We start from the raw sequence: 22123 nt of genomic DNA, 5'->3' as shown, positions 1-22123 counted from the left end.
GCGGCACGATCAGCAGAGGAGAGAACATGACCCAGCGCCTGCACCTCGTTTTCGGCGGTGAACTCGTCGATCCGCAATCGACCCAGTTTCGGGATGTGAACGCGATCGATATGGTCGGCATCTACCCCGATTATCAATCGGCCTTCAACGCGTGGAAATCGGCCGCGCAACGCACGGTGGATAACGCCCATATGCGCTATTTCATCGCGCATCTGCACCGCTTGCGTGACGAAGAACAGCCAGCCGGCCCGACCGGCGAACTCGACTGACCGGCAGCCCCCCATCCCCGGCGCGCGGGTTTGGCAACCGGCTGACCCGCCTGTTTGCCAGCCGCCCGGCCGCGCCAGCACCCGGCCTGCCGCAACGCCCGGCGGGGCGGCTGGTATGGCTGCAATCTGGCGATGATCTGCACAAGGCCGTGCGCGATGATCTGCTCGCGGCGCTGCTGGCCGCGCCCAAATCCAGGCTGCTGCTGACGGGTTGCACACAGAACCTGCCCGAAGCTGCGGCGGCGAAGGCCATCGTGCAGGCCGCGCCGGATGCGGCGTTTTTTGCGCATTTCGCACCCGATGCGCTGCTATGGTCGGGGGCGCCGCCACAGCCGCGTCTGGCCGAACAGCTCGTGCAGGCCGAAATTCCGGCCGCCCTGTTCAACCTGAGCGCCGCGCATCTTGGCGTTCGCCGCCAACGCCGCACGCTGGCGGGGCAACTGGCCGGTTTTTCGGCGGTCTACTGCGCCGATGAGGCGGCCCATGACCAGCTGCAATCGCTGGGCGGGCTGGTGCCAGAACTGCACCTGACCGGCCCGCTGCACCCAATGGTTGCCCTGCCGCCTGAAGATACACAAACCCGCAAGACCCTGTCGCAGCGCCTTGCCGGGCGGCCTGTCTGGGCGGCCTTGGGGGTGACGGCTGAAAACCTGCCAATTCTTGCCGCCGCGCAGGTTCATGCGCGCCGCGCAGCACCGGGGCTGATCGTGCTGGTCGTGCCGGCAAACGGGGTTGATGCGCCCGGCCTGAAGGCACAGTTCCCCGCGCTCGACATCCAGTCGGCGGTGATGGATGCCAGCGCCATCGAACCGGGCGCTTTGGTCCTTGCATCCGGGCAGGCTGCGCTGGCGGCGCGGCTGGCGCCGGTTGCCGTGCTGGCCGACAGCCTTGTGGCCGCAGGTGCGCAGGATTCGCCGCTGATACCCGCCAATCTTGGCGCGGCGCTCATTCATGGCCAGCATTTTGGCGGCTTCGGCGATGATTTCGCGCGGCTGCGGGCCGCCCGGGCCAGCCACAGCCTTGGCGACAATGCCGCGCTGGGCGCAGCCCTTGTGGGGCTTTTGCGCCCCGATGCCGCAGCGCAACTGGCCACCGCCGCCTGGGCCATGCTTAGCGAAACCGCCGATACGCTTGGCGCGCTTGCCGCCCTGTGCAAAGCAGGAGAGGGCTGATGCGCCCGCCCCGCTTCTGGCACCAGCCGGCGGGTATCCGCGCCGCCATGCTGGCGCCGATTGCCGCCATCTGGGCGCGCGCAACCGCCCGCCGCCTTGCCAAGACAGCGGGCCATGATCCCGGCGTGCCGGTCATATGCGTGGGCAATATCAATGCAGGCGGCACGGGCAAAACCCCGGCCACCATTGCCCTTTTGATGCGTCTGGCCGATCAGGGCGCGCATGTGATTACGCGCGGATATGGCGGCAAGCTCATCGGCCCGCACCGCGTGGACGTTTCCAAAAACACCGCCGCCGATGTGGGCGACGAGCCTCTGCTCATGGCCGCCTTTGCCCCGGTCTGGGTGGGGCGCGACCGTGTGGCCAGCGCCAAAGCCGCCGTGGCGGCCGGTGCCAGGCTGCTGATACTTGATGACGGGTTCCAGAACCCGAGCCTTGCCAAAACCCTGTCGATTGTCGTGGTCGATGCCGAGATCGGCTTTGGCAATGGCCGGGTCATGCCCGCCGGGCCCTTGCGCGAACCCGTTGCCGCGGGGCTGAAACGCGCCGATCTGGTGCTGGCCATTGGCGGGGCGTCTGCCCAGGCCAGCCTGCTGGACCGCGCCCCCGAACTGGCCGGAATGCCGCTGGCGCGCGGCCATCTTGCCGCTCTGCAAACCGGCCTGTCATTTGAAAGGATGCGCGTCATTGCCTTTGCCGGTATCGGGCGTCCCGGCAAGTTTTTTGCCACATTGCGCGGGCTTGGGGCCAATATCCTCGCCACGCATGAATTTGGCGACCACGCCCCGCTTGCCCCCCAGATGCTGGCCCGGATGCGTGCCGAGGCGAAAGCGAAAAACGCCATGCTCGTGACAACGGAAAAAGATGCGGTGCGGATGCCGCCCGCCGCCCGCGCCGGTGTCATTGCCCTGCCGGTGCGGCTGGAGATTACAGACAGCGCCGCGCTCGATGCGGCGCTGTCAGAAATTCTCTAGGCGGGCCTATTCGCCCAGCAGCCCGTCGAACTTGGCCACAAAGGTCTCATAGGGCGAATTCGTCATCTGCTCGCCATTGACAAAGAATGTCGGTGTGCCGGGAACGTCGTCACGCGCCATATTTGCCTGAAAATCCGCAATCAGAGCCTCGGCAAAGGCCCGGTCCTGCATACAGGCGGTGATGTCTTCTTCCGACATACCGGCAAGTTTGCCAATATTTACAAGGCTTTGCGCCACTTCTGCACCAGTTGCGCCGCGCGCCCAACTGGATTGCTGTTCATAGAGAATCGAAACGATGCCGAAGAATTTTTCCGGCCCGCCGCAGCGCGCCATCATATCGGCCCACAGGCCCGGCCCGTCAAAATAAACCGGGCGGTAGATGAGCCGCACCTTGCCGGTGTCAATGTAATCGGCGCGCAATTGCGGAAACACTTCCTGATGGAAACGCATACAATGCGGGCAGGTAAACGAGGCATATTCGATCAGCTCGATCGGCGCATCTGCCGCGCCCATGACCATTTCAACCACTTCGCGCACAGGTGTCTGAACGGGGGTTTGCGTGGTGTCTGGCGCGTCGGCTTCCTGGGCCAGCAGTGGCATTGCGCTGGCGCTGGCCAGCCCTGCGCCCATCATGCCAAGTGCGGCACGGCGCCCCATAAGTGGTGATAATTTCATGTAGTGCGTCCTTTTCTTTTCATTACATTGGCACCCAACAGCGCAAGCTGGGCGCGCAAAACCTTGTCTGTAACCTCGGCAACAGCCTTGGCAACGGTTTCGGGGGGTGCATCGCCAAGCCGGGGCGATGGCACATCGTCATAGGAAAACCCGGCCTGTTCTTCGGCGAACCCGCGCAACTGCACCTGGGTGATGCGGATATCGCGGATGGCGGCATAGCCATAGGCGGCGTTGATGCGGGCCAGCAAAGCGGGCAGTTGCATCTGCACTTCGGGGCCATGCGCGCCGTCGCATTCCAGGGCCAGCACAGCGCCAACCCCCTGCCTGGTGTAGCTGACCTTGCCGGGGCGGGTTTTGGCGGCCAGCTCCGGGCCGGCAATTTCTTCCCATTGGGTCAGCAGGCGGGTTTCGGCAAAGCCGCGCGCCCCGCCGATCTGGCGGATTTGCGCGGCCAGCAGCCCGCCCGTTTGCACGAAGCCCTTGCGTTTTCGCCGTAGGTGGTCAGTCTGGCTGGCCATGCTTGTCCTTCATTTCAAGTCAACTCAATCTAGCGGCCTTTTGCGCATATGCCATCCCCAAACCCAATCACAGAGACGTTATTGAAGCGGGATTCCGCCGTTTTGCTGGCCTGGTATGACCGTGCCGCGCGCCCGTTGCCGTGGCGCCGGCCGCCGGGGCAGGCAGGCCGTGCGAATCCTTACCATGTGTGGCTGTCGGAAATCATGTTGCAGCAAACCACCGTGGCGGCCGTAAAGCCGTATTTTACGGCATTTCTGGCCCGCTGGCCCAGCGTTGTCGCCCTTGCCGCAGCCGAAGATGCCGATGTCATGGCCGCATGGGCCGGGCTTGGCTATTATGCCCGTGCGCGCAACCTTCTGGCCTGCGCGCGCGCGGTTGGCGCTATGGGCGGTATCTTTCCGCAAGCCGAGGCTGATTTGCGCAAGCTCCCCGGCATCGGCCCCTATACCGCTGCCGCCATCGCCGCCATTGCCTTTGACATTCCCGCCACGGTGGTTGATGGCAATGTCGAGCGGGTCGTTGCGCGGCGCTTTGCCGTGCAAACCCCGTTGCCCGCCGCCAAACCGGACCTCTTCGCACATGCTGCAAGCCTGACCCCGCAATACCGCCCCGGCGATTATGCGCAGGCGATGATGGACCTTGGCGCCACCATCTGCACGCCGCGCAGCCCGAAATGCGAAATCTGCCCCTGGGCGCATTGCTGCAAAGCCCGCGCACAGGGCATTGAAGCAAGCCTGCCTGCCAAAACCCCAAAAGCCCCGCGCCCCAGGTGGCTGGGCCATGCCTATGCCGCTTTCAACGCACAGGGCGAGGTGCTGCTCGAAACCCGCCCGCCCAAGGGGCTGCTGGGTGGAATGCTGGCGCTGCCCTGTTCCGACTGGGGCGAAGCACCCGCGCCAAACCCGCCGCTTGTGGCGCAATGGCACATCCTCAACACGCCCGTGCGCCATGTGTTCACCCATTTCGAACTGCACCTGACCGTGCATTGGGCCATGACCGATGCCACTCCGGGCCGCGGGCGTTTCACACCCATTCCCGCCGCCACCGACCTGCCCAGCGTCATGCGCAAGGCGCTGGCGGCTGCCCGCGCGGCAGCGGGGCTTTGAAGGGCTTGAATGCGCCTCGCCGCCCCGCCAGAATGCGCCAAACTCCGAGGACGCCCATGACACGCCCCAAGCTCATCCTTGCGCTGCCCTTCGCCATAACCCTTGGCCTGCTGCCGATCTGGGCGCTGGCCATCTCTCAAGGCGGCTGGTGGATCGCGCTGATCCCGCTTTATGCCTCGCCGCTGATGTCGGTTCTTGACCGGATCTTCGGCCTGTCCAGCTTCAACCTGCCGCCGGAAACCGAAGATGCCGCCCTGTTCTGGCACCGCTTGCTGACATGGGTCTGGGTGCCCATACAGGTGGTGGTTATCTTCGGCGGCCTCATCGCGGCGTTCTGGTTCAACCACCTTGGCCCCTGGGAAAGCTTTTTCCTGCTCGCCGCCACGGGCATGTTGTCGGGCGGGGTGGGCATCGTCTATGCGCATGAGCTTATCCACCAGAAAAACCGCGCCGAGCGATTGCTGGGCGATATCCTGCTGGGCATGGTGCTTTACGGCCATTTCCGCACCGAACATGTGCTGGTGCATCACCGCCATGTCGGCACCCCGCGCGATGCGGTGACTGCGCGGTATAACGAGAATTTCTGGCGCTTCTGGGTCCGTGCCGTGGTCGACAGTTTCAAATCCGCTTGGCGGGTCGAGGCCGCGCGCTGCGCCAAACGCAGCCGCCCCATCTGGCACAAATCCAACCCGTTCTGGATATATTTCGGCCTTGCTGGCGGGTTTTTATTGCTCGCCGCGCTTATCGGCGGCTGGGCGGGCATCGGGCTGTTTTTTGTGCAGGCGGTCGTGGCGGTGTTCCACCTGGAAATCACCGATTACGTTGAACATTACGGCCTGACCCGCAAACATTTAGGCGAGGGCAGATACGAGCCGATCGCACCACGCCATAGCTGGAATGCCAACCACACGGTCACGAATTACCTGCTGATCAACCTGCAACGCCATTCCGACCACCACTACAAACCCTCACGCCGCTACCCGCTACTGCAAACCTATACCGAGACCGACGCCCCCCAACTCCCCTACGGCTACCCCGCCATGACCTTCATCGCCGCCTTCCCGATATGGTGGCGCCGCCTGATGAACCCCAAGGTGAAACAATGGCGCAAAATGTATTACCCCGAGATTGTGGACTGGGGGCCGTATAAGCGGGGGGAGACGGAGGTAAGGGGGGAGTGATTATAAGCTAATAGTCACAGCTACAAATGAGGAAGCTTTGTTGCTTCGTCTATTCATTCTAAGATAGGTCAATTTCTAATATCGCCTCTATTCGGCCTAGAACTTCACACATTGTTTGATGATCGGCCTTGCTATTAAATTCAACATTGCGTGCAATCCAGTCTAAAGTCCTTACTTGGCTTGCAATAACAACGCCACTAAGTTTAGCACCTCTCGGCAACTTTACATCAAAAGAATTTAATTTTTCTTTCGTGGTAATGGGACAAACTAACGCAAGCCCTGTGGCGATATTGAAGTCTTTTCCAGACAATACCAAGGCGGGCCTGCGCCCGCCTTGTTCTGTTCCTGCATTAGGCGTGAAGTCCAACCAAACAAGGTCTCCTCTGTCTGGTTGATAACTATTTCGACTTACCACGCCTCGTCACCTTCCTGTTTTCCCCAATCTACTTCCGCAGATTCTGACTTGTTATAGTCGGCTAATAGTTCGGAAAGTTTGAACTTTTTTCGCACTGGTGTTACGACAAGTGAGCCGTCGCGCGTTTCAAGGGTTACTTTTGCTCCTTCCGCAAGTCGCGCCTCACGCACCAAATGTCTGGGCAGCCGCAAAGCTAGGCTGTTGCCCCATTTGGAAATACTGAGTTGCATTTTATCCTTCCTTGGTTTCTCCGTTATGGATATACAACGGATATACATTTGTTGCCGCTTGTTCAACGATTCTTGCAAAAGATCACTAACAATTGCTTAAGCTAGAGTCCGCTTTGCAACATGTTGTATGATGGGCAGATACCACAGCTAGTCCTTGCATTGTTTTTGTAACTAAGGCGATCTGAATCGTTTCGGATTAAAAAAACCCCGCCCGAAGGCGAGGTGTAGGTTCGGAACTCTTGCCAGAGTTCCGGGCGGTTCCGGTGGGGCCAGCGCGCTCGCGCGGCCCGAATGTCAGTTGGTTTTCGCCATTTCCGAGCGGATCGCCTGACGCATCAGGTCAATCGGCATCATCTGGCCTTCTTTTTTATAGTGCCAATAGGTCCAGCCATTGCAGCTTGGCGCGCCCTCCAGCGCTGCGCCGACCTGGTGGATCGAGCCGCGTTGGTCATGCGCGATCAGCGTGCCATCGGCGCGGACCTTCGCGGAATGGCGGCCGTTGAAGGAATAGAGCTTGTCGCCGGGCGACAGGATCCCGCGTTCAACCAACTGGCCAAACGGCACCCGCACTTCGGCGCGTTTGCCGGGGGTCACTTGCAGGCTTTCGCTATCGTAACGCCGCACGGAAGCCAGCCGCGCCTCGGCCACTTTGCGATACGCCGCCTCACGCTCAATGCCAATGTAATGCCGCCCCAGTTTCTTGGCGACAGCGCCGGTTGTGCCGGTGCCAAAGAACGGGTCCAGCACCACATCGCCGGGTTTGGTGCTTGCGACCAGCACGCGGTGCAGCAGGCTTTCGGGCTTTTGGGTCGGGTGGGCCTTGTCGCCCGCCTCATCCTTCAACCGCTCACCACCATTGCAAATCGGCAGCACCCAGTCAGACCGCATTTGCACACCGTCATTCAGCTCTTTCAGCGCCTCATAGTTGAACGTGTATTTGGAGGCGTCGGACTTGCCCGCCCAGATCATCGTTTCATGCGCGTTGGTTAGCCGCTTGCCGCGAAAATTCGGCATCGGGTTGGATTTACGCCAGATCACATCGTTCAAAATCCAGAACCCCGCATCCTGCAAGGCGGCCCCAACGCGGAAGATATTGTGGTAGCTGCCAATCACCCAGATCGCCCCGTTTGGCTTCAAAATCCGGCGCGCGGCCTTCAGCCAGTTGCGCGAAAATTCGTCATAGGCGGCGAAGCTGGCAAACTGGTCCCAGTCATCATCGCAGGCATCGACCTTGCTGTTATTGGGGCGGTGCAATTCGCCCTTCAGCTGCAAATTATAGGGCGGGTCGGCAAAGATCAGGTCCACCGAATTTTCCGGCAGCGCATTCATCGCTGCCACACAATCGCCCGCCAGAATCGTGTCCAGCGGCAACTCTTCAATCGGCATATCTGCCGTCACTTTTGCCATGTCTCGCCTCGGTTTTATGTTTTAACCGAACATGAGTCAAAAGTGATTCGCCGTCAATTCCTTTTCGAATCAAGGGGTTATATTATTTTCTTCATACAACATCTTGTGGATGGGTCGAAAGGAACGTCTATGATGTGGGGTCACACCCAGTGTCTGGAGTGCCGCCCTATGCGCGGCTACCCCATAGCCTGCATTCGTCTCCCATCCATAGCCGGGATAGGCGTGGGCAAGCTCGCGCATGATGTCATCGCGCGTTTCCTTGGCAATGATGGATGCGGCGGCAATGCTCAGGCTTAGTGCATCACCCTTCACAATCGCACGTGCAGGCAGGGGGAAATCGGGTGGGATACGGTTGCCATCAACCAGTGCAAAAGCCGCGCCCAAACCGGCCACGGCTCGGCGCATCGCAAGGTCATTGGCGCGCAGAATGTTCAGCGCATCAATCTCCTCAACCGAAGCCACGCCAACCCCCCAGCGCGCGCGTGCCTTGATCTGGATGCACAAGGCCGCCCGGCGCGCCGCACCCAGCTTCTTGCTGTCATCCAGCCCCGCCGGAATATCGGCCATATCCAGCACCACGGCCGCCGCCACCACCGGCCCCGCCCAGGGCCCGCGCCCGGCCTCATCCACCCCGCAAACCGGGGCAGGGTGCTGTGTTTCAAAGCTCAGGTCGGGCATGGCGGCTCCCTTGGTGGTGCAAAACCGGGCTGGCAAGGCTTGACCCGGCAGAACTGCGCCCGCTTAATGCTGGTGCAAGCATAAGGCGAATTGGGCAGCGCATGTCTGTCAACTGGGATGATATCAGGATTTTGCTCGCCGTGGCCAGAAGCGGTTCGCTGTCGCGCGCGGCGGCGCGGCTGGAAATTGACCAGTCAACCGTCAGCCGGCGGCTGTCGGCGCTGGAATCCGCATTGGGCGCAAAGCTGTTCAAACGCTCGCATGTCGGCCTTGTGCTGACCGAAACCGGAGCGGCGATCTTGCAACATGCCACAGAGGTTGAAGGCACTATCGGCCAGATCATCGAGCAAGCCGCCGCGCCCGATGCCGGGCCAAGCGGGCTTGTGCGGCTGATCACCAATGCCTGGATCTTGCGCCGCCTGTCGCAAACCATGCTGCCGGCCTTCATGCAGACCTACCCCGAAATCGCGCTGCGGCTCCTGGCCAAGGCACCAAGCGCGCCCATCCGCTCTGATGCGACCATCTCGCTCTGGTTCGAAGCGCCGCCCCATAATGGCGATATTGCCAGGCCGCTGGGGGCCGTGCCCTTCGCGCTTTACCACCGTAAAGACCATGATCCCGACCAGCTGAACTGGGTGTCGTTTTACGACGAGGACGCGCCCGACCGCGCACCGTTGCGCCACTTGCGCAAGCTTGGCCATGCCGCTGAAACGCTGCCGCTTACCGCATCGGATGCCGATCTGGTGCATGTGCTTATCGCCCAGGGGGCGGGGAAAGGGTTTTTGCCGCGCTGCATGGGCGATCCGGACCCGACGCTTGTCGCGCTTGCGGATGGGCCCCATAGCTTTTCGCGCATTCTTTACTTGCACACGCATCCCGACCTGCAGGAAACCCCGCGCGTGCGGGCGCTGAGCCGCGCGCTGCACGATCAGTTCGCGGCGGTTTTTCTGCCCCGGCCCGCGCAGTAGCCGCATTTCTGCATAGCCAGCTTGCAGGTCTGCCTGTTCAGGGCAGGCCGATCAGCACCTATCTTCAGAGCTTATTGAATTCATTTTTCTTTCAGGACATTTCAACATGGCAACCCTTACAGATATGATTCCCGAATCCACCGCAAAGAAGGTGGGCAAGGCGCTGTTTGTTACCCATAAATCAAAGATCGGTGCCGTCATGGCCGCCTCCAAGGCCACCGATTCCGAATTGCGCGACCCCGAAAAGCTGAAGGAATGGTTTGGCCTGCCCGACGGTAAAAGCGTCGGCACAAAATCTGTCGATGTCAAAGCCTTCCGCCGGAAGTTCAAGCTGACCATCACAATGGTGGATTATACCAAGATTGCCCAGGCTCTGGACAAGGGCAACAAATGGTTTGAAACCCTGTCCAAGCTCAACCCGGTGCCCGAGGTCAACAAGCGCAAGAAGGCGGCCGAGAAGAATTTCATCCTGTTTGCCAAATCCGTCTACCACAATGGCGAGAATGGCGAGGAAACCATCAAACTTGCCGAAAAAGCCTATCCGCCGATTCTGGACCTCAGCGTCGAACTGGTCGATCTGCACGGCTATTATGTCGCCTGCAAATCCGTCTTTCCCAAGCACCAGAAGGTGTTTGAGGAATATGACAAGCTGTTTCGCGACGCGCGTGATGTGTTCGACAAGCTGCTGTCAAACATTCCGCTGCCACCCGCCATTCAGGCTGATCTTTTCGTGCATTACCAAAGCTGCGAGCAGATCAGCTCGAAATGCAAGACCGCGCGTGACCTTTGCAAGAAGATTGCCGCCAACGCCAACAAACACGAAAAATCCATCAAGGGCTATCGGATGATGATGCAGGGCTGGATGGAACATCTCGGCAAAACCCTGCTGCCAGTAAAGATCAAGGAAGGCATAAAAGCCGCCGAAGCCGCCGCCCGCCCGCTGATGAACATGTTCAAGAAAACCTTCGGCAGCTAAGGTTCCGGCCCCGGCATGGCGGCCCCGGCAGGGTTCGAACCTGCAACCTGCCCCTTAGGAGGGGGCTGCTCTATCCAGTTGAGCCACGGGGCCAGCGTTTGGGGGCCAGCGGTTGCGTTGCACCATATTTGCGCCGAGGTGACAATAGGGCCGTGCGATAAATGCATGTCGAATGGTGCGCAATGAATGCGCACCCCACGGGGCGGTTGATCGGACGTTCATATAATCCGTTGGGTGCGCATTCATTGCGCACCGCTCTGGCCGCCCGATGCGCACCGTCCGCCCCTAAAGTGAGTCTTCCTTCACGCTTTCCATTGCCACAAAGGTGCTGGTCGAAACCACATTCGGCAAAGTCGAAATTTTTTCGCCCATCACCCGCCGATATGCGTCGATGTCACGCGTGCGCACCTTCAGCAGATAGTCGAAATTCGCGGCAATCATGTGGCATTGTTCGATTTCCGCCACCTTGGCCACCGCCGCGTTGAATGCCTTCAGCGCGGTATCGCGCGTGTCTGAAAGCCGCACCTGCACAAAGGCGATATGGTCGAGCCCCAGGGCCGCCGCGTTCAGTTGCGCGCGGTAGCCAAGGATCACGCCATCGGCCTCCAGCCGTTTCAGCCGCGCTTGCGTGGGGGTTTTGGTCAGCCCGATCTCGCGGGCCAGATCGGTGATCGACATGCGGGCATTGGTGGAAAGGGCAACAAGAATCGCGTGGTCAAATGGGTCAAGGGTTACGGGCATTTTGGCGCTCAGCACTGATAATTTCGCACAGTTTGGGCGGAAAGCCTGAATAATGTCAATCTTTGGTGAAAACGCCTGTCAAGCCTATGGCATAATCGCGCAGCTTTGCAGGAGTGTCCAATGCCCATAGATTCGCTTGACCAGATCCGCACAACCATCCGCAGCCGTATCCGCATTCCCGAGGCGGAACTGCTGCCGATGCTGCTGAACGAGGCGGCGCTTGCCCCTGATGACCGTGCGCGCATCTCGGCCGCTGCCGCCGATCTGGTGCGCGCCATCCGCGCCAAGACCAACCCCGGCATGATGGAAGTCTTTCTGGCGGAATACGGCCTGTCAACCGATGAGGGTATCGCGCTGATGTGTCTGGCCGAGGCGCTGCTGCGCGTGCCCGATGCCGATACGATCGATGCGCTGATCGAAGACAAGATCGCGCCCTCCAACTGGGGCCAGCATCTGGGCAAATCCGCCTCCTCGCTGGTCAATGCCTCGACCTGGGCCTTGATGCTGACCGGCAAGGTTCTGGCCGATGAAAAGCCCGGTGTGGCCGGCGCGCTGCGCGGCCTTGTCAAACGTGTGGGCGAGCCGGTGATCCGCACCGCCGTGGCGCGTGCCATGCGCGAAATGGGCCGCCAGTTCGTGCTGGGGCGCAACATTGCCGAAGCGATGGAGCGCGCCAAAAAACGCGAGGCCAAGGGCTATACCTATTCCTATGACATGCTGGGCGAAGCCGCGATGACCGAGGCCGATGCCAAGCGCTACCATCTCGCCTATTCCGAGGCGATTTCGGCCATCGCCAAGGGGGCAACGCATGGTTCTGTTGCCGCCAATCCCGGCATTTCCGTCAAGCTTTCGGCGCTCTTCCCGCGCTACGAGGTCGCCAAATCCTCACGCGTGATGGCCGAGCTTGTGCCGCGTGTCCGCGCGCTTGCGCTGCTCGCCAAATCCGCCGGTATCGGCTTTAATATCGACGCCGAGGAATCCGCCCGGCTCGACCTGTCGCTTGATGTGATCGAAGCCGTGCTTGCCGATAAAGCCCTTGCCGGATGGGAGGGTTTCGGCGTGGTTGTGCAGGCTTACGGGCGCCGCGCCGGTGCCGTTCTCGACTGGCTCTATGAACTGGCCAAGGCCCATAACCGCCGCATCATGGTGCGGCTGGTCAAGGGCGCCTATTGGGATACGGAAATCAAGCTTGCGCAGGTCAACGGCCTGACCGATTTTCCGCTGTTCACCCGCAAGGCCGCGACCGATGTCAGCTACATCGCCAATGCCCGCAAGCTGCTGAATATGCGCAGCCATATCTACCCCCAATTCGCCACGCATAACGCCCATACCGTTGCCGCCATCCTCGATATGGCGGGCGATGCGCGCGATTTCGAGTTTCAGCGCCTGCACGGCATGGGCGACAGCCTGCATGATATTGTGATGGAGCGCGCAAGCACCCATTGCCGCATCTACGCCCCCGTCGGCGCGCATCGCGACCTGCTCGCCTATCTCGTGCGCCGCCTGTTGGAAAACGGCGCCAATTCCAGCTTTGTAAACCAGATTGTCGATGAAGACGTGCCCCCCGAGGAGGTTGCGTCCGACCCGATGGCCGCGGTCGAGGCCGCGCTGACCAACCCGACCAACCCCGGCACCATCCTGCCCGCCAATATTTTCGGCAAGCGCCGCAACTCGATGGGGTTCGACATTACCGACCCGGTGACGCTCGAATCCCTGCTCGCCGCGCGTGATGCTTATGGCGATGCGCAGTTTGCCGCCGCCCCCATGCTGGCCAAACCCGCCAGCCCGCAAGCCGCGCGCCCCGTGCTGAACCCCGCCAACCCGGCCGACCAGGTCGGCAGCCTGGCCGACGCCAGCCCCGCCGATACCGAGCTTGCGCTGGCCAGCGCCGCGCTTTGGGATGAACCCGTTGCCAAACGCGCCGCCGCCCTGCGCCGTGCCGCCGATCTGTATGAGGCCGACCATGCCGCGCTGTTTGCCATTCTGGCGCGCGAAGCCGGCAAAACCCTTGCCGATGCGGTGTCGGAGTTGCGCGAGGCGGTGGATTTTCTGCGCTACTATGCCGATGAGGCCGAAAAGCTGAACGGCACGGCACGCGGCACCATCGCCTGCATTTCACCCTGGAACTTTCCGCTGGCAATTTTCACCGGCCAGATCGCCGCCGCCCTTGCTGCGGGCAATGCCGTAATCGCCAAACCGGCGGAAGCCACCGGCCTGATCGCCGCACGCGCCGTCGCGCATCTCCATGCCGCTGGCGTGCCAAAGGCGGCCCTGCAACTTCTTCCCGGTGCGGGCAGCGTTGTTGGCGCGGCGCTGTCCTCCGATCCGCGCATCGCTGGCGTCTGCTTCACAGGCTCCACCGCCACGGCCCAGCATATCAACCGTGCGATGGCCGCCAATCTGGCCCCCTCCGCCCCGCTGATCGCCGAAACCGGCGGGCTGAATGCGATGATCGTGGACAGCACCGCGCTGCCCGAACAGGCGGTGCGCGACATCGTCGCCTCGGCGTTTCAATCCGCTGGCCAGCGCTGTTCTGCGTTGCGCGTGCTTTACGTTCAGGACGACATTGCCGACACGATCCTGCATATGCTGTTTGGCGCGATGGATGAACAGGAGCTTGGCGACCCCTGGCACCTTGCCACCGATATCGGCCCGGTGATCGACGGCACGGCGCTTGCCAAAATTCAGGCCCATGTCGAAGCCGCCCGCACCGAAGGCCGCCTGCTGCGCCAGTCCATCGCGCCCGCCACCGGCCATTTCGTCGCGCCCGCAGTCATCCGCGTGGATGGCATCGCCGACCTTGCGGAAGAAATCTTCGGCCCCGTCCTGCATGTCGCCCGCTTCAAATCGCGCGACCTGCCAAAGGTCATCGCCGATATCAACGCCACGGGCTACGGCCTCACCTTCGGGCTGCACACCCGCATCGATGACCGCGTGGAAGAGGTTATTTCCGCGCTCCATATCGGCAATGCCTATGTGAACCGCAACCAGATCGGCGCGGTCGTCGGCTCCCAGCCCTTTGGCGGCGAGAGCATGTCCGGCACCGGCCCCAAAGCCGGCGGCCCCTGCTATGTGCCGCGCTTTGTGCAGGGTAACACGCCCGAGGCCGATGATGACGGGCTGACCGCCAGCACCGAGCTTGCAAAGGCAATCGAGGCAGCGCGCAAATCCGTGCGCCAAACCCCTCTGGCTATGCACGACCTGCCCGGCCCGACCGGCGAATCCAACCGCCTGTCCGATGTGCCGCGCGGCGTGGTTCTGTGCCTTGGCCCGACCATCGCGCTGGCCGAAGCCCAGGCCGCCGAGGCGCGCGAACAGGGTTGCGGTGCGGTCATCCTAGGTGCCATCGCGCCCGAGAGCCTGACCCAGGCGCAGGGGTTTGATGCCGCCGTCTTCTGGGGCAAAGCCGCACAGGCCCGTGCCTACCGCCAGGCGCTGGCCGCCCGCCAGGGCCCGCTGCTGCCGCTGATCGTGGAGCGCGGCGACGCCATCCGCTACCGGCTGGAACGCCATGTCTGCATCGACACAACCGCCTCCGGCGGCAACGCGCAACTGCTGGCCGCAAGTGGCGATGCCTAGGCCAGCCAAACGAACCACGCCGCCCCGGGCCTGACCCGGGGCCTCGACCAAAAGCAGCCAGAGGCCCCGGGTCAGGCCCGGGGCGGCTCAGCGCTCAAGCCGCCACGACGGCCTGCAACGCCGCTGCCACCTCGGCGCCTTTTTTCACAAAATGCGCCTTGAAAAACGCATCATGCGCGGCGGTTTCCTGGTAGTTATGCGGTGTCAGCACAACCGAGAAGACCGGCACATCGGCATCGAGCTGCACGCGCATCAGCGCATCCACCACCGTGGCGGCCACAAAATCATGCCGGTAAATCCCGCCATCCACCACAAAGGCGCAGCCGATGACTGCATCGGCCCCGCCCGCAATGGCGCGTTTGGCAGCCAGCGGAATTTCAAAGGCACCCGGCACGCGAACAACCTTTACCGCATAGGCATCGCCCACCGCCGCCATAAACCCGGCCAGTGCTTCATCCACAATGTCGCTATGCCAGTTGGCGGCGATAAAGCTTACATTTTTCTTGATGGTATCTTTCATTTGGAATCCCCTAAGTTACGGACCCCAAGGCAGATGAAGCCACGCGCCACATGGCCCGCAACCCCGCTCTCTTTCATCCGGACTTTAACCGTCGGCCCCGGAATTACACCAGGTCTGCTGACCCCCGGCATCTGGCCGGGGCGCTCGCGGGCTATACCGCCGGTGGGGAATTTCACCCCGCCCTGAGAACTGCGCCACATTTGGCGTGACGCGGGCCAAGCGATAGCCCAATATCGCCGCGCTGACAAGGAGGAGCGATGACCGATCTGCCCGATGCCGCCGCGCTGTTCGCCGCAATGGATGCCACATGGCCGCCGCGCGCCACCCGCCCCTGCGGGCCGATCACTTTGCGCGACGGGGCGGGCGGTGGCAAACGCGTTTCCGCCGCCACATGCGCAAGCGGGCAGGCCAGCGCGGCCGAGGTTGAAGCCGCAGCTCAAGCCATGCGCGCAGCAGGCGAAGCACCGCTTTTCGGGCTGCGCGGCGATCAGGCCGCGTTTGATGAGCGGCTTGAAAGCATGGGCTATGCCATCATCGACCCGGTGGTGGTCTATGCCATTTCCGCCCCCGCCCTTGCCCAATTCGCCCCCGGCGGCATGGCAGCAATTTTTGCCGACGCGCCCCTGGGCATACAGGAGGAAATCTGGGCGCAAGGCGGTATCGGCCCCGCCCGGCTTGCCGTAATGGCCCGCGCCGCCGCCCCGAAAACCCACATCCTTGCCCGCCACAACGACCGCCCGGCCGGTGTGGCCTTTACCGGCATCCACGGCGATATCGCCATGCTGCACGCGCTGGAAGTCTTGCCCGCGATGCGCCGCAAGGGCATAGGTGCCGCCGCCTCGACAAGTGCCGCCAAATGGGCCGCCGCGCAGGGTGCGCGCATCTTTTCGCTGGTCACTACCGTTGAAAACACCGCCGCCAACGCGCTTTATGCCCGGCTCGGCATGGCGGTCTGCGCGCGCTATCATTACCGGATATTGAAGGAGCCATCATGAACCCCACCGCCCTGAACCTGCCCGAAGTCAGCCCGCTGCCCGCCGAAACCCGGGCCTATTTCGACCTGTGCCAGGAAAAGCTGGGCATGGTCCCCAATGTGCTGCGCGCCTATGCCCATAACATCGACAAGCTGAACGCCTTCACCGCCATGTATAACGACCTGATGCTCGCGACCTCGGGCCTGAGCAAGCTTGAACGCGAGATGATCGCCGTGGCGGTTTCCGCCGTGAACCGCTGCCATTACTGCCTTGTGGCGCATGGTGCCGCCGTGCGCGCGCTGGGCTCGCCGGAACTGGGCGAGGCGCTTGTCACCAATTACCGCGTGGCCGATATTTCACCCCGCCAGCGCGCCATGCTCGATTTTGCCGTCGCCATGTCCGAAGCCAGCGCCAGGATCGAGGAGGCCGACCGGCAGGCGCTGCGCGATCATGGTTTCACCGATGCCGATATTTTCGACATTGCGGCCGTGGCCGCGTTTTACAACATGACAAACCGCATGGCCTCGGCCATCGACATGCGGCCGAACCCGGAATATCACGCGCAGTCGCGTTAACGCCCTGTTAGGGCTGGAGTTACATTATCGCCGCACCGGATTTGGCGCAAAACTGGCCGAAATCGCTTGATTTTGGGCCGGTTTGGCGTCATTTAACGGTTACATTGTAACTTTAGGCGCCCCGACATGACCGAACCCTGCTCTGCCTGCACCGCAACCGAAGCCGCAAGCCAGGCCATCTCCAGGCGCGGTGCGCGCATGACCGGGCTGCGCCGCGATGTGCTGTCGGTCTTGCACCATGAGGCCCGCGCGCTGGGTGCCTATGAAATTGTCGAACAGCTTGAGGATGACGGCAAATCATCCGCCCCCGCCGCCATTTACCGCGTGCTGGATTTTCTGGTCGAAAACGGTCTGGCCCATAAGATCGAGGGGCTTTCGGCCTATTCGGCCTGCAGCTGTGCAGGGGTTGAAGGGCCACATGCCTCGGTGCTTTTGGTCTGCCTTGATTGCGGTGCCGTGGCCGAAAACCCCTGCAAGATCGAGGCGCCGCTTGGCGGGTTCGAGGCGCGAACAGGCTTTCACCCCTTGAGCATAACGGTCGAATCCCTGGGGGTTTGCGCGGCCTGTCAGGCAGAAAACAATGCCTGACATTCTGCTTGCGGCGCAGGCTGTCGGTGTGCGGCAGGGGCGGCGTATCTTGTTGGAATCAATAAGCTTTCAGCTTGAAGCCGGCGAGGTTGTAACCCTGATCGGCCCGAATGGGGCGGGCAAGACCACGCTTGTGCGCGCGCTGATCGGGGCGCTTGTGCCAACCACCGGGCGCATTGAAAAACGCGCCGGATTGCGCATTGGCTACACCCCGCAGAAAATGCAGCTCGAACAGATGATGCCCATGCCGGTTGCGCGCTTTCTGGCGCTGGCGGGGCGGGTGGATGCGGCGCGCCGCGCCACCGTGCTGGAGCAAACCCGCACATCGGCGATGACCGGCGCGCAGTTGCGCGACCTTTCGGGCGGCGAAATGCAGCGCGTGCTGCTGGCCCGCGCCCTGCTGCGCGCCCCGCATCTGCTGATACTCGATGAGCCGACCCAGGGGCTGGACCAGCCCGGAGAGGCGCGGTTTTACGCACTTCTGGCCGAAATTCGCGCGCAAAACGACATGGCAGTGTTCATGGTCAGCCATGATCTGCACGTGGTCATGGCGCAGGCCGATCGGGTGATCTGCCTGAACCGGCATATTTGTTGCCAGGGCGCGCCGGCGGCAATTTCCGAGGATCCGGCCTATCGCGCAATGTTTGGTGACCGTGCGGCGCTGGCGGTTTATCGGCATGACCATGACCACAGCCACGACCACAGCCACGGCCACAGCCACGGCCATAGCCACGCGCAGGAAAGCCATTGATATGATAGACGAATTCATCATCCGCGCGGCATTGGCCGGGCTGGCCGTGGCGCTGGCCGCCGCCCCGCTTGGCTGTCTGGTGATCTGGCGGCGCATGGCCTATTTTGGCGATGCCACGGGCCATGCGGCGCTGCTGGGCGTTGTGCTGGGCGTTGCGCTTGGGGTCATGCCGCTTGTCGGGGTGGTTGTGCTGGCGGCGACAATGGCGCTGGTCGTCTCTTTCGTCTCGAACCGTTCGGCTTACGGGGTCGATACGGTTCTTGGGGTTTTTGCGCATTCGGCGCTGGCGCTGGGGCTGGTGGCCGCGTCGCTTGTTCCCGGTGCGCGCATCAATGTGATGCGGATTTTGCAGGGCGATATTCTGCTGGTCTCCTGGGTGGAAACGGGCGGCATCGCGCTGGGGGCTGCGCTGATCATTGCTGTTGTTTCATGCTTCTGGCGCGGGTTGGTCAATGCCACGCTTAGCCCGGAACTGATGGTGGCCGAAGGCGGGTCGCTGCTGCGCGACCGGCTGGTGCTTACGCTCAGCCTTGCGGTTTTTGTGGCGGTTGCCTTGCAGCTTGTCGGTGTCTTGCTGATTACCGCGATGCTGATCCTGCCCGCAGCGGCGGCCGCGTCCTGGGCGCGCTCGCCTGAACATATGGCGCTGCTGGCCGCGGCCTTTGGCGGCTGGGCGGTGCTGGGCGGGCTGGGCATGAGCCTGGGGCTGGATACCCCGGCCGGCCCCTCGATCATTGTGATCGCGGCGCTGGTTTATGTCGTTTCGCTGCTGACGGCATCACGGGGCTAGTTACCAGTCGATCGGGCCGCGACCCTTGAAATGCTCGGCCAGAAAGTCGATCAGCACGCGCAGTTTTGGCTGAAGATACCGCCCTTCGGGATAGACGATATGCACCCCGATATCGCGTGCGGGCAATTCGGGCAGAAGCTGCACGAGCCCGCCTGACTTGAGCGCCTCGCAGCCCATGAAGCTGGGCGCATAGGCGATGCCAAGGCCGCGGGCTGCGGCCTGCAAAAGCGCTTCGCCGTTATTGGCCGTCAGCCGCCCGCCAACCCGCACCTGCCGTTCTTCGCCGCTTGGCGAGGTCAGCCGCCAGACATTGCCCGCCGCCATAAGCGAATAATGCAGCAATGTATGCTGGGAAAGCTCGTCGATCGAACGGGGCGTGCCGTGTTTTTCCAGATAGCCGGGCGCGGCCAGCAGCAGCATGGAGGCGCGGGCAAGCGTGCGCATTTTCAACGATGAATCTTCCAATGTGCCAATGCGCAGGGCGGCGTCATAGCCTTCGGCCACAAGCTCGGTAAAACGATCCTCGAACACGACATTGACCGAAACATCGGGATAGGCGGCCAGAAATTCGGTGATGACCGGCATCAGATGCCGCAAGCCGAAGCTGACAGGGGCCGAAATGCGCAGCAGCCCGCGCGGGTCGGATTGCATGGCCGTGACCATTTCATCGGCCTCGTTGGCGTCTTTCAGCACGGCAATGGCGCGGTCATAAAAGGCAAGACCGATTTCGGTGGGGTTGACGCGCCGCGTCGTGCGGTTGAGCAGGCGCACGGCAAGCCGTTCTTCCAGGGCGGCAACATGTTTGGAAACCGCCGATTTGGACAGGTTCAAGCGCCGTGCCGCATCGGTGAAGCCGCCCTGGTCAACCACGGCGATAAAGGCTTCCATTTCTGACAATCGGCCCATTTACGCCCCTATTGTTGCCTGTCAAGCATAAATGGGCGATGGGGCGCAAATGTCAACGATTTAACGGCAATAGGGGAGCTGGCTGCGGTATAGATCGGCCTGGCGCTGCACCTGACGGGCCACGGGCGGCAGCCAGGATTTCAGCCGGTAAGAGCCGCGCGCATAGCCTGTATGGCCCTCATGATAGGCCAGATACTGGTTTTCGGCATCATCCAGAGCGATATTGTTGCGCTGCAGGCTCTGGTTCATATACCAGCCGATGAAATCAACCGCATCGCGGAAGCTTTGGCGGCGCGCGCCGCGCGCATTGGTCTCGTCCTGATACCATTCCCAGGTGCCATCGAGCGCCTGTGAAAAGCCGAAAGCCGACGAGATATAGCCCGAGGGGATGGAGCCAAGCGAATAGGTGCGGCGCGTGCGGGCACGGGCGCGGAACGAGCTTTCCTTCCAGATGATCGCCATGACATCGGCCGGATGCACACCCCATTGGCGCTGCGTGCGCTCCAGGTCGTTCAACCAGCCGGGGCGCTGGTCGAGAATGGCGCAGATATTGTCTTGCTGGGTTGGCGGACGGTTCTGGTTAACGCAAGACGCAAGCGCAGATAACAGGAGGATTGCCACAACGGCAGATCGGCGGCTTAGGGTCATGGATTACTGCTCGTATTTATATTTTGCGCCATTTGGCCTGAAAAGGCACAAAAAAGCAAGTCACGACGGTAAAAGAACGAACAGCATCAGGGGAATCGCGCCGATGGAAAGCAAAGTGGAGACCACGACGAGCCCGGCAACCTCCTCGGGGTCGGCCTCGTATTTTTCGGCCAGCATATAGGCGGTAACGGCAACCGGCGTGGCCAGTTGCACGATGAGTGCGGCAAAGGCCAGGTCCGGCAGGCCAAACAGCCAGCCCGCGCCCGCCGCAATGGCAATGCACAGGAAGAGTTTGAGCGAGGACAGCCAGAAGGCGCGGCCAAGGGCGGCGGGGCGCAGGCGGGAAATGGCGGCACCAAGGGTGATGAGCATCATCGGAATGGCGATCTGGCCGATCGTATCCAGCGTGCGGGCGGCCCAGAGTGGCACGCCCCAGCCATTGTAAAGGAAAAGCGCGCCCAGCAATGTGCCCCAGAGCATGGGTTCGCGCAGGGCAGCACCAGGGCTGCGCTGGCCGGACACGATCCACACCCCGAAGGTGAAGGACAGCACCGCCATGACGGCAAAAATCACAACCGCGTAATCCAGCCCCGTTGTGCCAAAGGCAAACAGCGCCAGCGGCAGGCCGATATTGCCGGTATTGCCAAAGACGAGCGGCGATAGGAACACCCGCTGTTTGAGGCCGAGCAGCGCGATGAGCGCGGCCGTGACCACCGCAATGCCCGCATAACCCAAAGCCGCCGCAAGGGCGGTGTTGCGCAGGGTGGCCGGGTCGATGCCGGTGCGGATAAGCGCCATGAAAATAAGGCAGGGAATGGAGAGGGTCAGCGAGAGGCGGGTGACGAATTGCACCCGGTATTCATAGCCGAGCTTCACCCAGACATAGCCGATCAGCGCCAAAATGAAGATCGGCGCGGTGCTTTCCAGCACGCGGGCGGTGAGGGTGAGGATATCCATAGACCTGCCTTTGATTGCTTGTGCGAAGCAAATGGAATTTACCCGCAAAGGCAAGGGCAAATCGGCTTGCGTTGCGGGAATGGACATGGGTTTGGGGCGGTGCTACATCTGCCCGCCAGACAAGATAAAGGCGAATCCGATGCAGGCGCTCAAAGCGAAATTTGGTCTTGGTGAGGTGGTGCGCCACCGTCTGCACCCGTTTCGCGGCGTGGTTTATGATATCGACCCGGTGTTTGACAACACCGAGGAATGGTATCAATCCATTCCCGAAGAGCTGCGCCCGGCCAAGGACCAGCCCTATTACCACCTGCTGGCCGAGAATGACACGAGCTTTTATGTGGCCTATGTGTCGGAACAGAATCTTGTGCGCGATGACAGCGGCGAGCCGGTTGAACACCCCGAGGTTGAAGCGATGTTCGGCGCGCTTGAAGGCGGGCGCTATCGGCTTGGCGGGCGGTTGCACTAGGCTTTCGGTGGCGGCGCGGCTGCTGGTGCGCGCGCGGCAAGGGCGCGCCCGCGCCGCG

At 62.0% G+C, this 22123-nt stretch carries 25 protein-coding genes, 1 tRNA gene and 1 riboswitch; of the genes, 14 read left to right on the top strand and 12 right to left on the bottom strand.

Annotated elements, in window-relative coordinates:
* Positions 1 to 26 precede the first annotated feature (26 nt).
* The 3 genes from LGT41_RS02310 to lpxK all read left to right on the top strand — a co-directional run bounded on the left by LGT41_RS02310 (position 27) and on the right by lpxK (position 2415).
* Positions 27 to 269 (top strand): DUF4170 domain-containing protein, encoded by a 243-nt coding sequence (locus tag LGT41_RS02310; protein WP_274128413.1) that lies wholly within the window; start codon positions 27 to 29, stop codon positions 267 to 269.
* Positions 270 to 418: 149 nt separating this feature from the next.
* A complete protein-coding gene (locus tag LGT41_RS02305; RefSeq protein ID WP_274128412.1) occupies positions 419 to 1441 on the top strand; it encodes a hypothetical protein in 1023 nt (340 codons plus the stop codon).
* Positions 1441 to 2415, top strand: a complete 975-nt coding sequence (gene lpxK, locus LGT41_RS02300) for a tetraacyldisaccharide 4'-kinase (RefSeq protein WP_274128411.1) — start codon at positions 1441 to 1443, stop codon at positions 2413 to 2415. The genes LGT41_RS02305 and lpxK overlap by 1 nt, the downstream gene beginning before the upstream one ends.
* A gap of 6 nt (positions 2416 to 2421) precedes the next feature.
* On the opposite strand, the gene LGT41_RS02295 is transcribed toward lpxK, so the two are convergent.
* Both LGT41_RS02295 and LGT41_RS02290 read right to left on the bottom strand, forming a co-directional pair.
* Entirely contained in the window at positions 2422 to 3090 is a 669-nt protein-coding gene (locus LGT41_RS02295; RefSeq protein ID WP_274128410.1) for a DsbA family protein, read from the bottom strand.
* Positions 3087 to 3608 carry a DUF721 domain-containing protein gene (locus tag LGT41_RS02290; RefSeq protein ID WP_274128409.1) on the bottom strand — a complete coding sequence of 174 codons (522 nt, stop codon included), beginning with the start codon at positions 3606 to 3608 and terminating at the stop codon, positions 3087 to 3089. Before LGT41_RS02290 ends, LGT41_RS02295 begins: the two co-directional genes overlap by 4 nt.
* Before the next feature lie 48 nt (positions 3609 to 3656).
* Here LGT41_RS02290 and LGT41_RS02285 point away from each other — a divergent pair, with 48 nt between their 5' ends.
* On the top strand, positions 3657 to 4715 hold the full coding sequence (locus LGT41_RS02285; protein WP_420720197.1) for an A/G-specific adenine glycosylase: 1059 nt from the start codon (positions 3657 to 3659) through the stop codon (positions 4713 to 4715).
* Between the two features lie 56 nt (positions 4716 to 4771).
* Positions 4772 to 5896: an alkane 1-monooxygenase gene (locus LGT41_RS02280; RefSeq protein ID WP_274128407.1), complete on the top strand. Its 1125-nt coding sequence runs from the start codon at positions 4772 to 4774 to the stop codon at positions 5894 to 5896.
* Positions 5897 to 5954: 58 nt separating this feature from the next.
* Here the strand turns inward: LGT41_RS02280 and LGT41_RS02275 are convergent, their stop codons facing one another.
* From LGT41_RS02275 to LGT41_RS02260, 4 genes are all read right to left on the bottom strand, one after another.
* Complete coding sequence (locus LGT41_RS02275; protein WP_274128406.1) at positions 5955 to 6311, bottom strand: type II toxin-antitoxin system PemK/MazF family toxin; 357 nt, start codon at positions 6309 to 6311, stop codon at positions 5955 to 5957.
* Positions 6305 to 6541: an AbrB/MazE/SpoVT family DNA-binding domain-containing protein gene (locus tag LGT41_RS02270; RefSeq protein ID WP_274128405.1), complete on the bottom strand. Its 237-nt coding sequence runs from the start codon at positions 6539 to 6541 to the stop codon at positions 6305 to 6307. The genes LGT41_RS02275 and LGT41_RS02270 overlap by 7 nt, the downstream gene beginning before the upstream one ends.
* Positions 6542 to 6835: 294 nt before the next feature.
* A complete protein-coding gene (locus LGT41_RS02265; RefSeq protein ID WP_274128404.1) occupies positions 6836 to 7948 on the bottom strand; it encodes a site-specific DNA-methyltransferase in 1113 nt (370 codons plus the stop codon).
* A 69-nt stretch (positions 7949 to 8017) separates the two neighbouring features.
* Complete coding sequence (locus LGT41_RS02260; RefSeq protein ID WP_274128403.1) at positions 8018 to 8626, bottom strand: ribonuclease HII; 609 nt, start codon at positions 8624 to 8626, stop codon at positions 8018 to 8020.
* A 101-nt stretch (positions 8627 to 8727) separates the two neighbouring features.
* On the opposite strand from LGT41_RS02260, the gene LGT41_RS02255 reads away from it, so the two are divergent.
* Together LGT41_RS02255 and LGT41_RS02250 are read left to right on the top strand one after the other, a co-directional pair.
* Positions 8728 to 9594, top strand: coding sequence for a LysR family transcriptional regulator (locus tag LGT41_RS02255; RefSeq protein WP_274128402.1), 867 nt, complete (start codon positions 8728 to 8730; stop codon positions 9592 to 9594).
* A 106-nt stretch (positions 9595 to 9700) separates the two neighbouring features.
* Complete coding sequence (locus LGT41_RS02250; RefSeq protein WP_274128401.1) at positions 9701 to 10570, top strand: nitrogenase component 1 family protein; 870 nt, start codon at positions 9701 to 9703, stop codon at positions 10568 to 10570.
* A 16-nt stretch (positions 10571 to 10586) separates the two neighbouring features.
* Here the strand turns inward: LGT41_RS02250 and LGT41_RS02245 are convergent.
* Both LGT41_RS02245 and LGT41_RS02240 read right to left on the bottom strand, forming a co-directional pair.
* A tRNA-Arg gene (locus tag LGT41_RS02245) sits at positions 10587 to 10663 on the bottom strand.
* Between the two features lie 192 nt (positions 10664 to 10855).
* Positions 10856 to 11311: an Lrp/AsnC family transcriptional regulator gene (locus tag LGT41_RS02240; RefSeq protein WP_274128400.1), complete on the bottom strand. Its 456-nt coding sequence runs from the start codon at positions 11309 to 11311 to the stop codon at positions 10856 to 10858.
* Between the two features lie 120 nt (positions 11312 to 11431).
* On the opposite strand from LGT41_RS02240, the gene putA reads away from it, so the two are divergent.
* Positions 11432 to 14890: a bifunctional proline dehydrogenase/L-glutamate gamma-semialdehyde dehydrogenase PutA gene (gene putA / locus LGT41_RS02235; protein ID WP_274128399.1), complete on the top strand. Its 3459-nt coding sequence runs from the start codon at positions 11432 to 11434 to the stop codon at positions 14888 to 14890.
* A 94-nt stretch (positions 14891 to 14984) separates the two neighbouring features.
* On the opposite strand, the gene LGT41_RS02230 is transcribed toward putA, so the two are convergent.
* Positions 14985 to 15410: a 6,7-dimethyl-8-ribityllumazine synthase gene (locus LGT41_RS02230; RefSeq protein WP_274128398.1), complete on the bottom strand. Its 426-nt coding sequence runs from the start codon at positions 15408 to 15410 to the stop codon at positions 14985 to 14987.
* A gap of 61 nt (positions 15411 to 15471) precedes the next feature.
* A riboswitch (FMN riboswitch) is annotated at positions 15472 to 15604 on the bottom strand.
* A 63-nt stretch (positions 15605 to 15667) separates the two neighbouring features.
* On the opposite strand from LGT41_RS02230, the gene LGT41_RS02225 reads away from it, so the two are divergent.
* From LGT41_RS02225 to LGT41_RS02205, 5 genes are all read left to right on the top strand, one after another.
* Positions 15668 to 16405, top strand: a complete 738-nt coding sequence (locus tag LGT41_RS02225; RefSeq protein ID WP_274128397.1) for a GNAT family N-acetyltransferase — start codon at positions 15668 to 15670, stop codon at positions 16403 to 16405.
* Positions 16402 to 16959, top strand: a complete 558-nt coding sequence (locus LGT41_RS02220; protein WP_274128396.1) for a peroxidase-related enzyme — start codon at positions 16402 to 16404, stop codon at positions 16957 to 16959. Before LGT41_RS02225 ends, LGT41_RS02220 begins: the two co-directional genes overlap by 4 nt.
* 126 nt (positions 16960 to 17085) lie before the next feature.
* Positions 17086 to 17547, top strand: coding sequence for a Fur family transcriptional regulator (locus LGT41_RS02215; RefSeq protein WP_274128395.1), 462 nt, complete (start codon positions 17086 to 17088; stop codon positions 17545 to 17547).
* Positions 17540 to 18298, top strand: a complete 759-nt coding sequence (locus LGT41_RS02210; RefSeq protein WP_274128394.1) for an ATP-binding cassette domain-containing protein — start codon at positions 17540 to 17542, stop codon at positions 18296 to 18298. The genes LGT41_RS02215 and LGT41_RS02210 overlap by 8 nt, the downstream gene beginning before the upstream one ends.
* 1 nt (position 18299) lies before the next feature.
* Positions 18300 to 19088: a metal ABC transporter permease gene (locus tag LGT41_RS02205; RefSeq protein ID WP_274129645.1), complete on the top strand. Its 789-nt coding sequence runs from the start codon at positions 18300 to 18302 to the stop codon at positions 19086 to 19088.
* Here the strand turns inward: LGT41_RS02205 and LGT41_RS02200 are convergent, their stop codons facing one another.
* The 3 genes from LGT41_RS02200 to LGT41_RS02190 are packed head-to-tail and all read right to left on the bottom strand — an operon-like array spanning position 19089 to position 21599.
* The gene (locus LGT41_RS02200; protein WP_274128393.1) at positions 19089 to 19994 is read right to left on the bottom strand and encodes a LysR family transcriptional regulator; all 906 of its coding nucleotides are present in this window, start codon (positions 19992 to 19994) and stop codon (positions 19089 to 19091) included.
* A gap of 60 nt (positions 19995 to 20054) precedes the next feature.
* The gene (locus LGT41_RS02195; protein ID WP_274128392.1) at positions 20055 to 20642 is read right to left on the bottom strand and encodes a transglycosylase SLT domain-containing protein; all 588 of its coding nucleotides are present in this window, start codon (positions 20640 to 20642) and stop codon (positions 20055 to 20057) included.
* 60 nt (positions 20643 to 20702) lie between these two features.
* The gene (locus LGT41_RS02190; RefSeq protein ID WP_274128391.1) at positions 20703 to 21599 is read right to left on the bottom strand and encodes an AEC family transporter; all 897 of its coding nucleotides are present in this window, start codon (positions 21597 to 21599) and stop codon (positions 20703 to 20705) included.
* A gap of 139 nt (positions 21600 to 21738) precedes the next feature.
* Between LGT41_RS02190 and hspQ the strand changes: the two genes are divergently transcribed.
* Complete coding sequence (gene hspQ / locus LGT41_RS02185) at positions 21739 to 22065, top strand: heat shock protein HspQ (protein WP_274128390.1); 327 nt, start codon at positions 21739 to 21741, stop codon at positions 22063 to 22065.
* Positions 22066 to 22123 lie beyond the last annotated feature (58 nt).

This window comes from Abyssibius alkaniclasticus, from assembly GCF_020447305.1.
GTDB classification, from domain to species: Bacteria; Pseudomonadota; Alphaproteobacteria; order Rhodobacterales; family Rhodobacteraceae; genus Abyssibius; species Abyssibius alkaniclasticus.
Note: the sequence above shows the minus strand (reverse complement) of the source record. Positions and strands in the feature narration are given on the sequence as shown.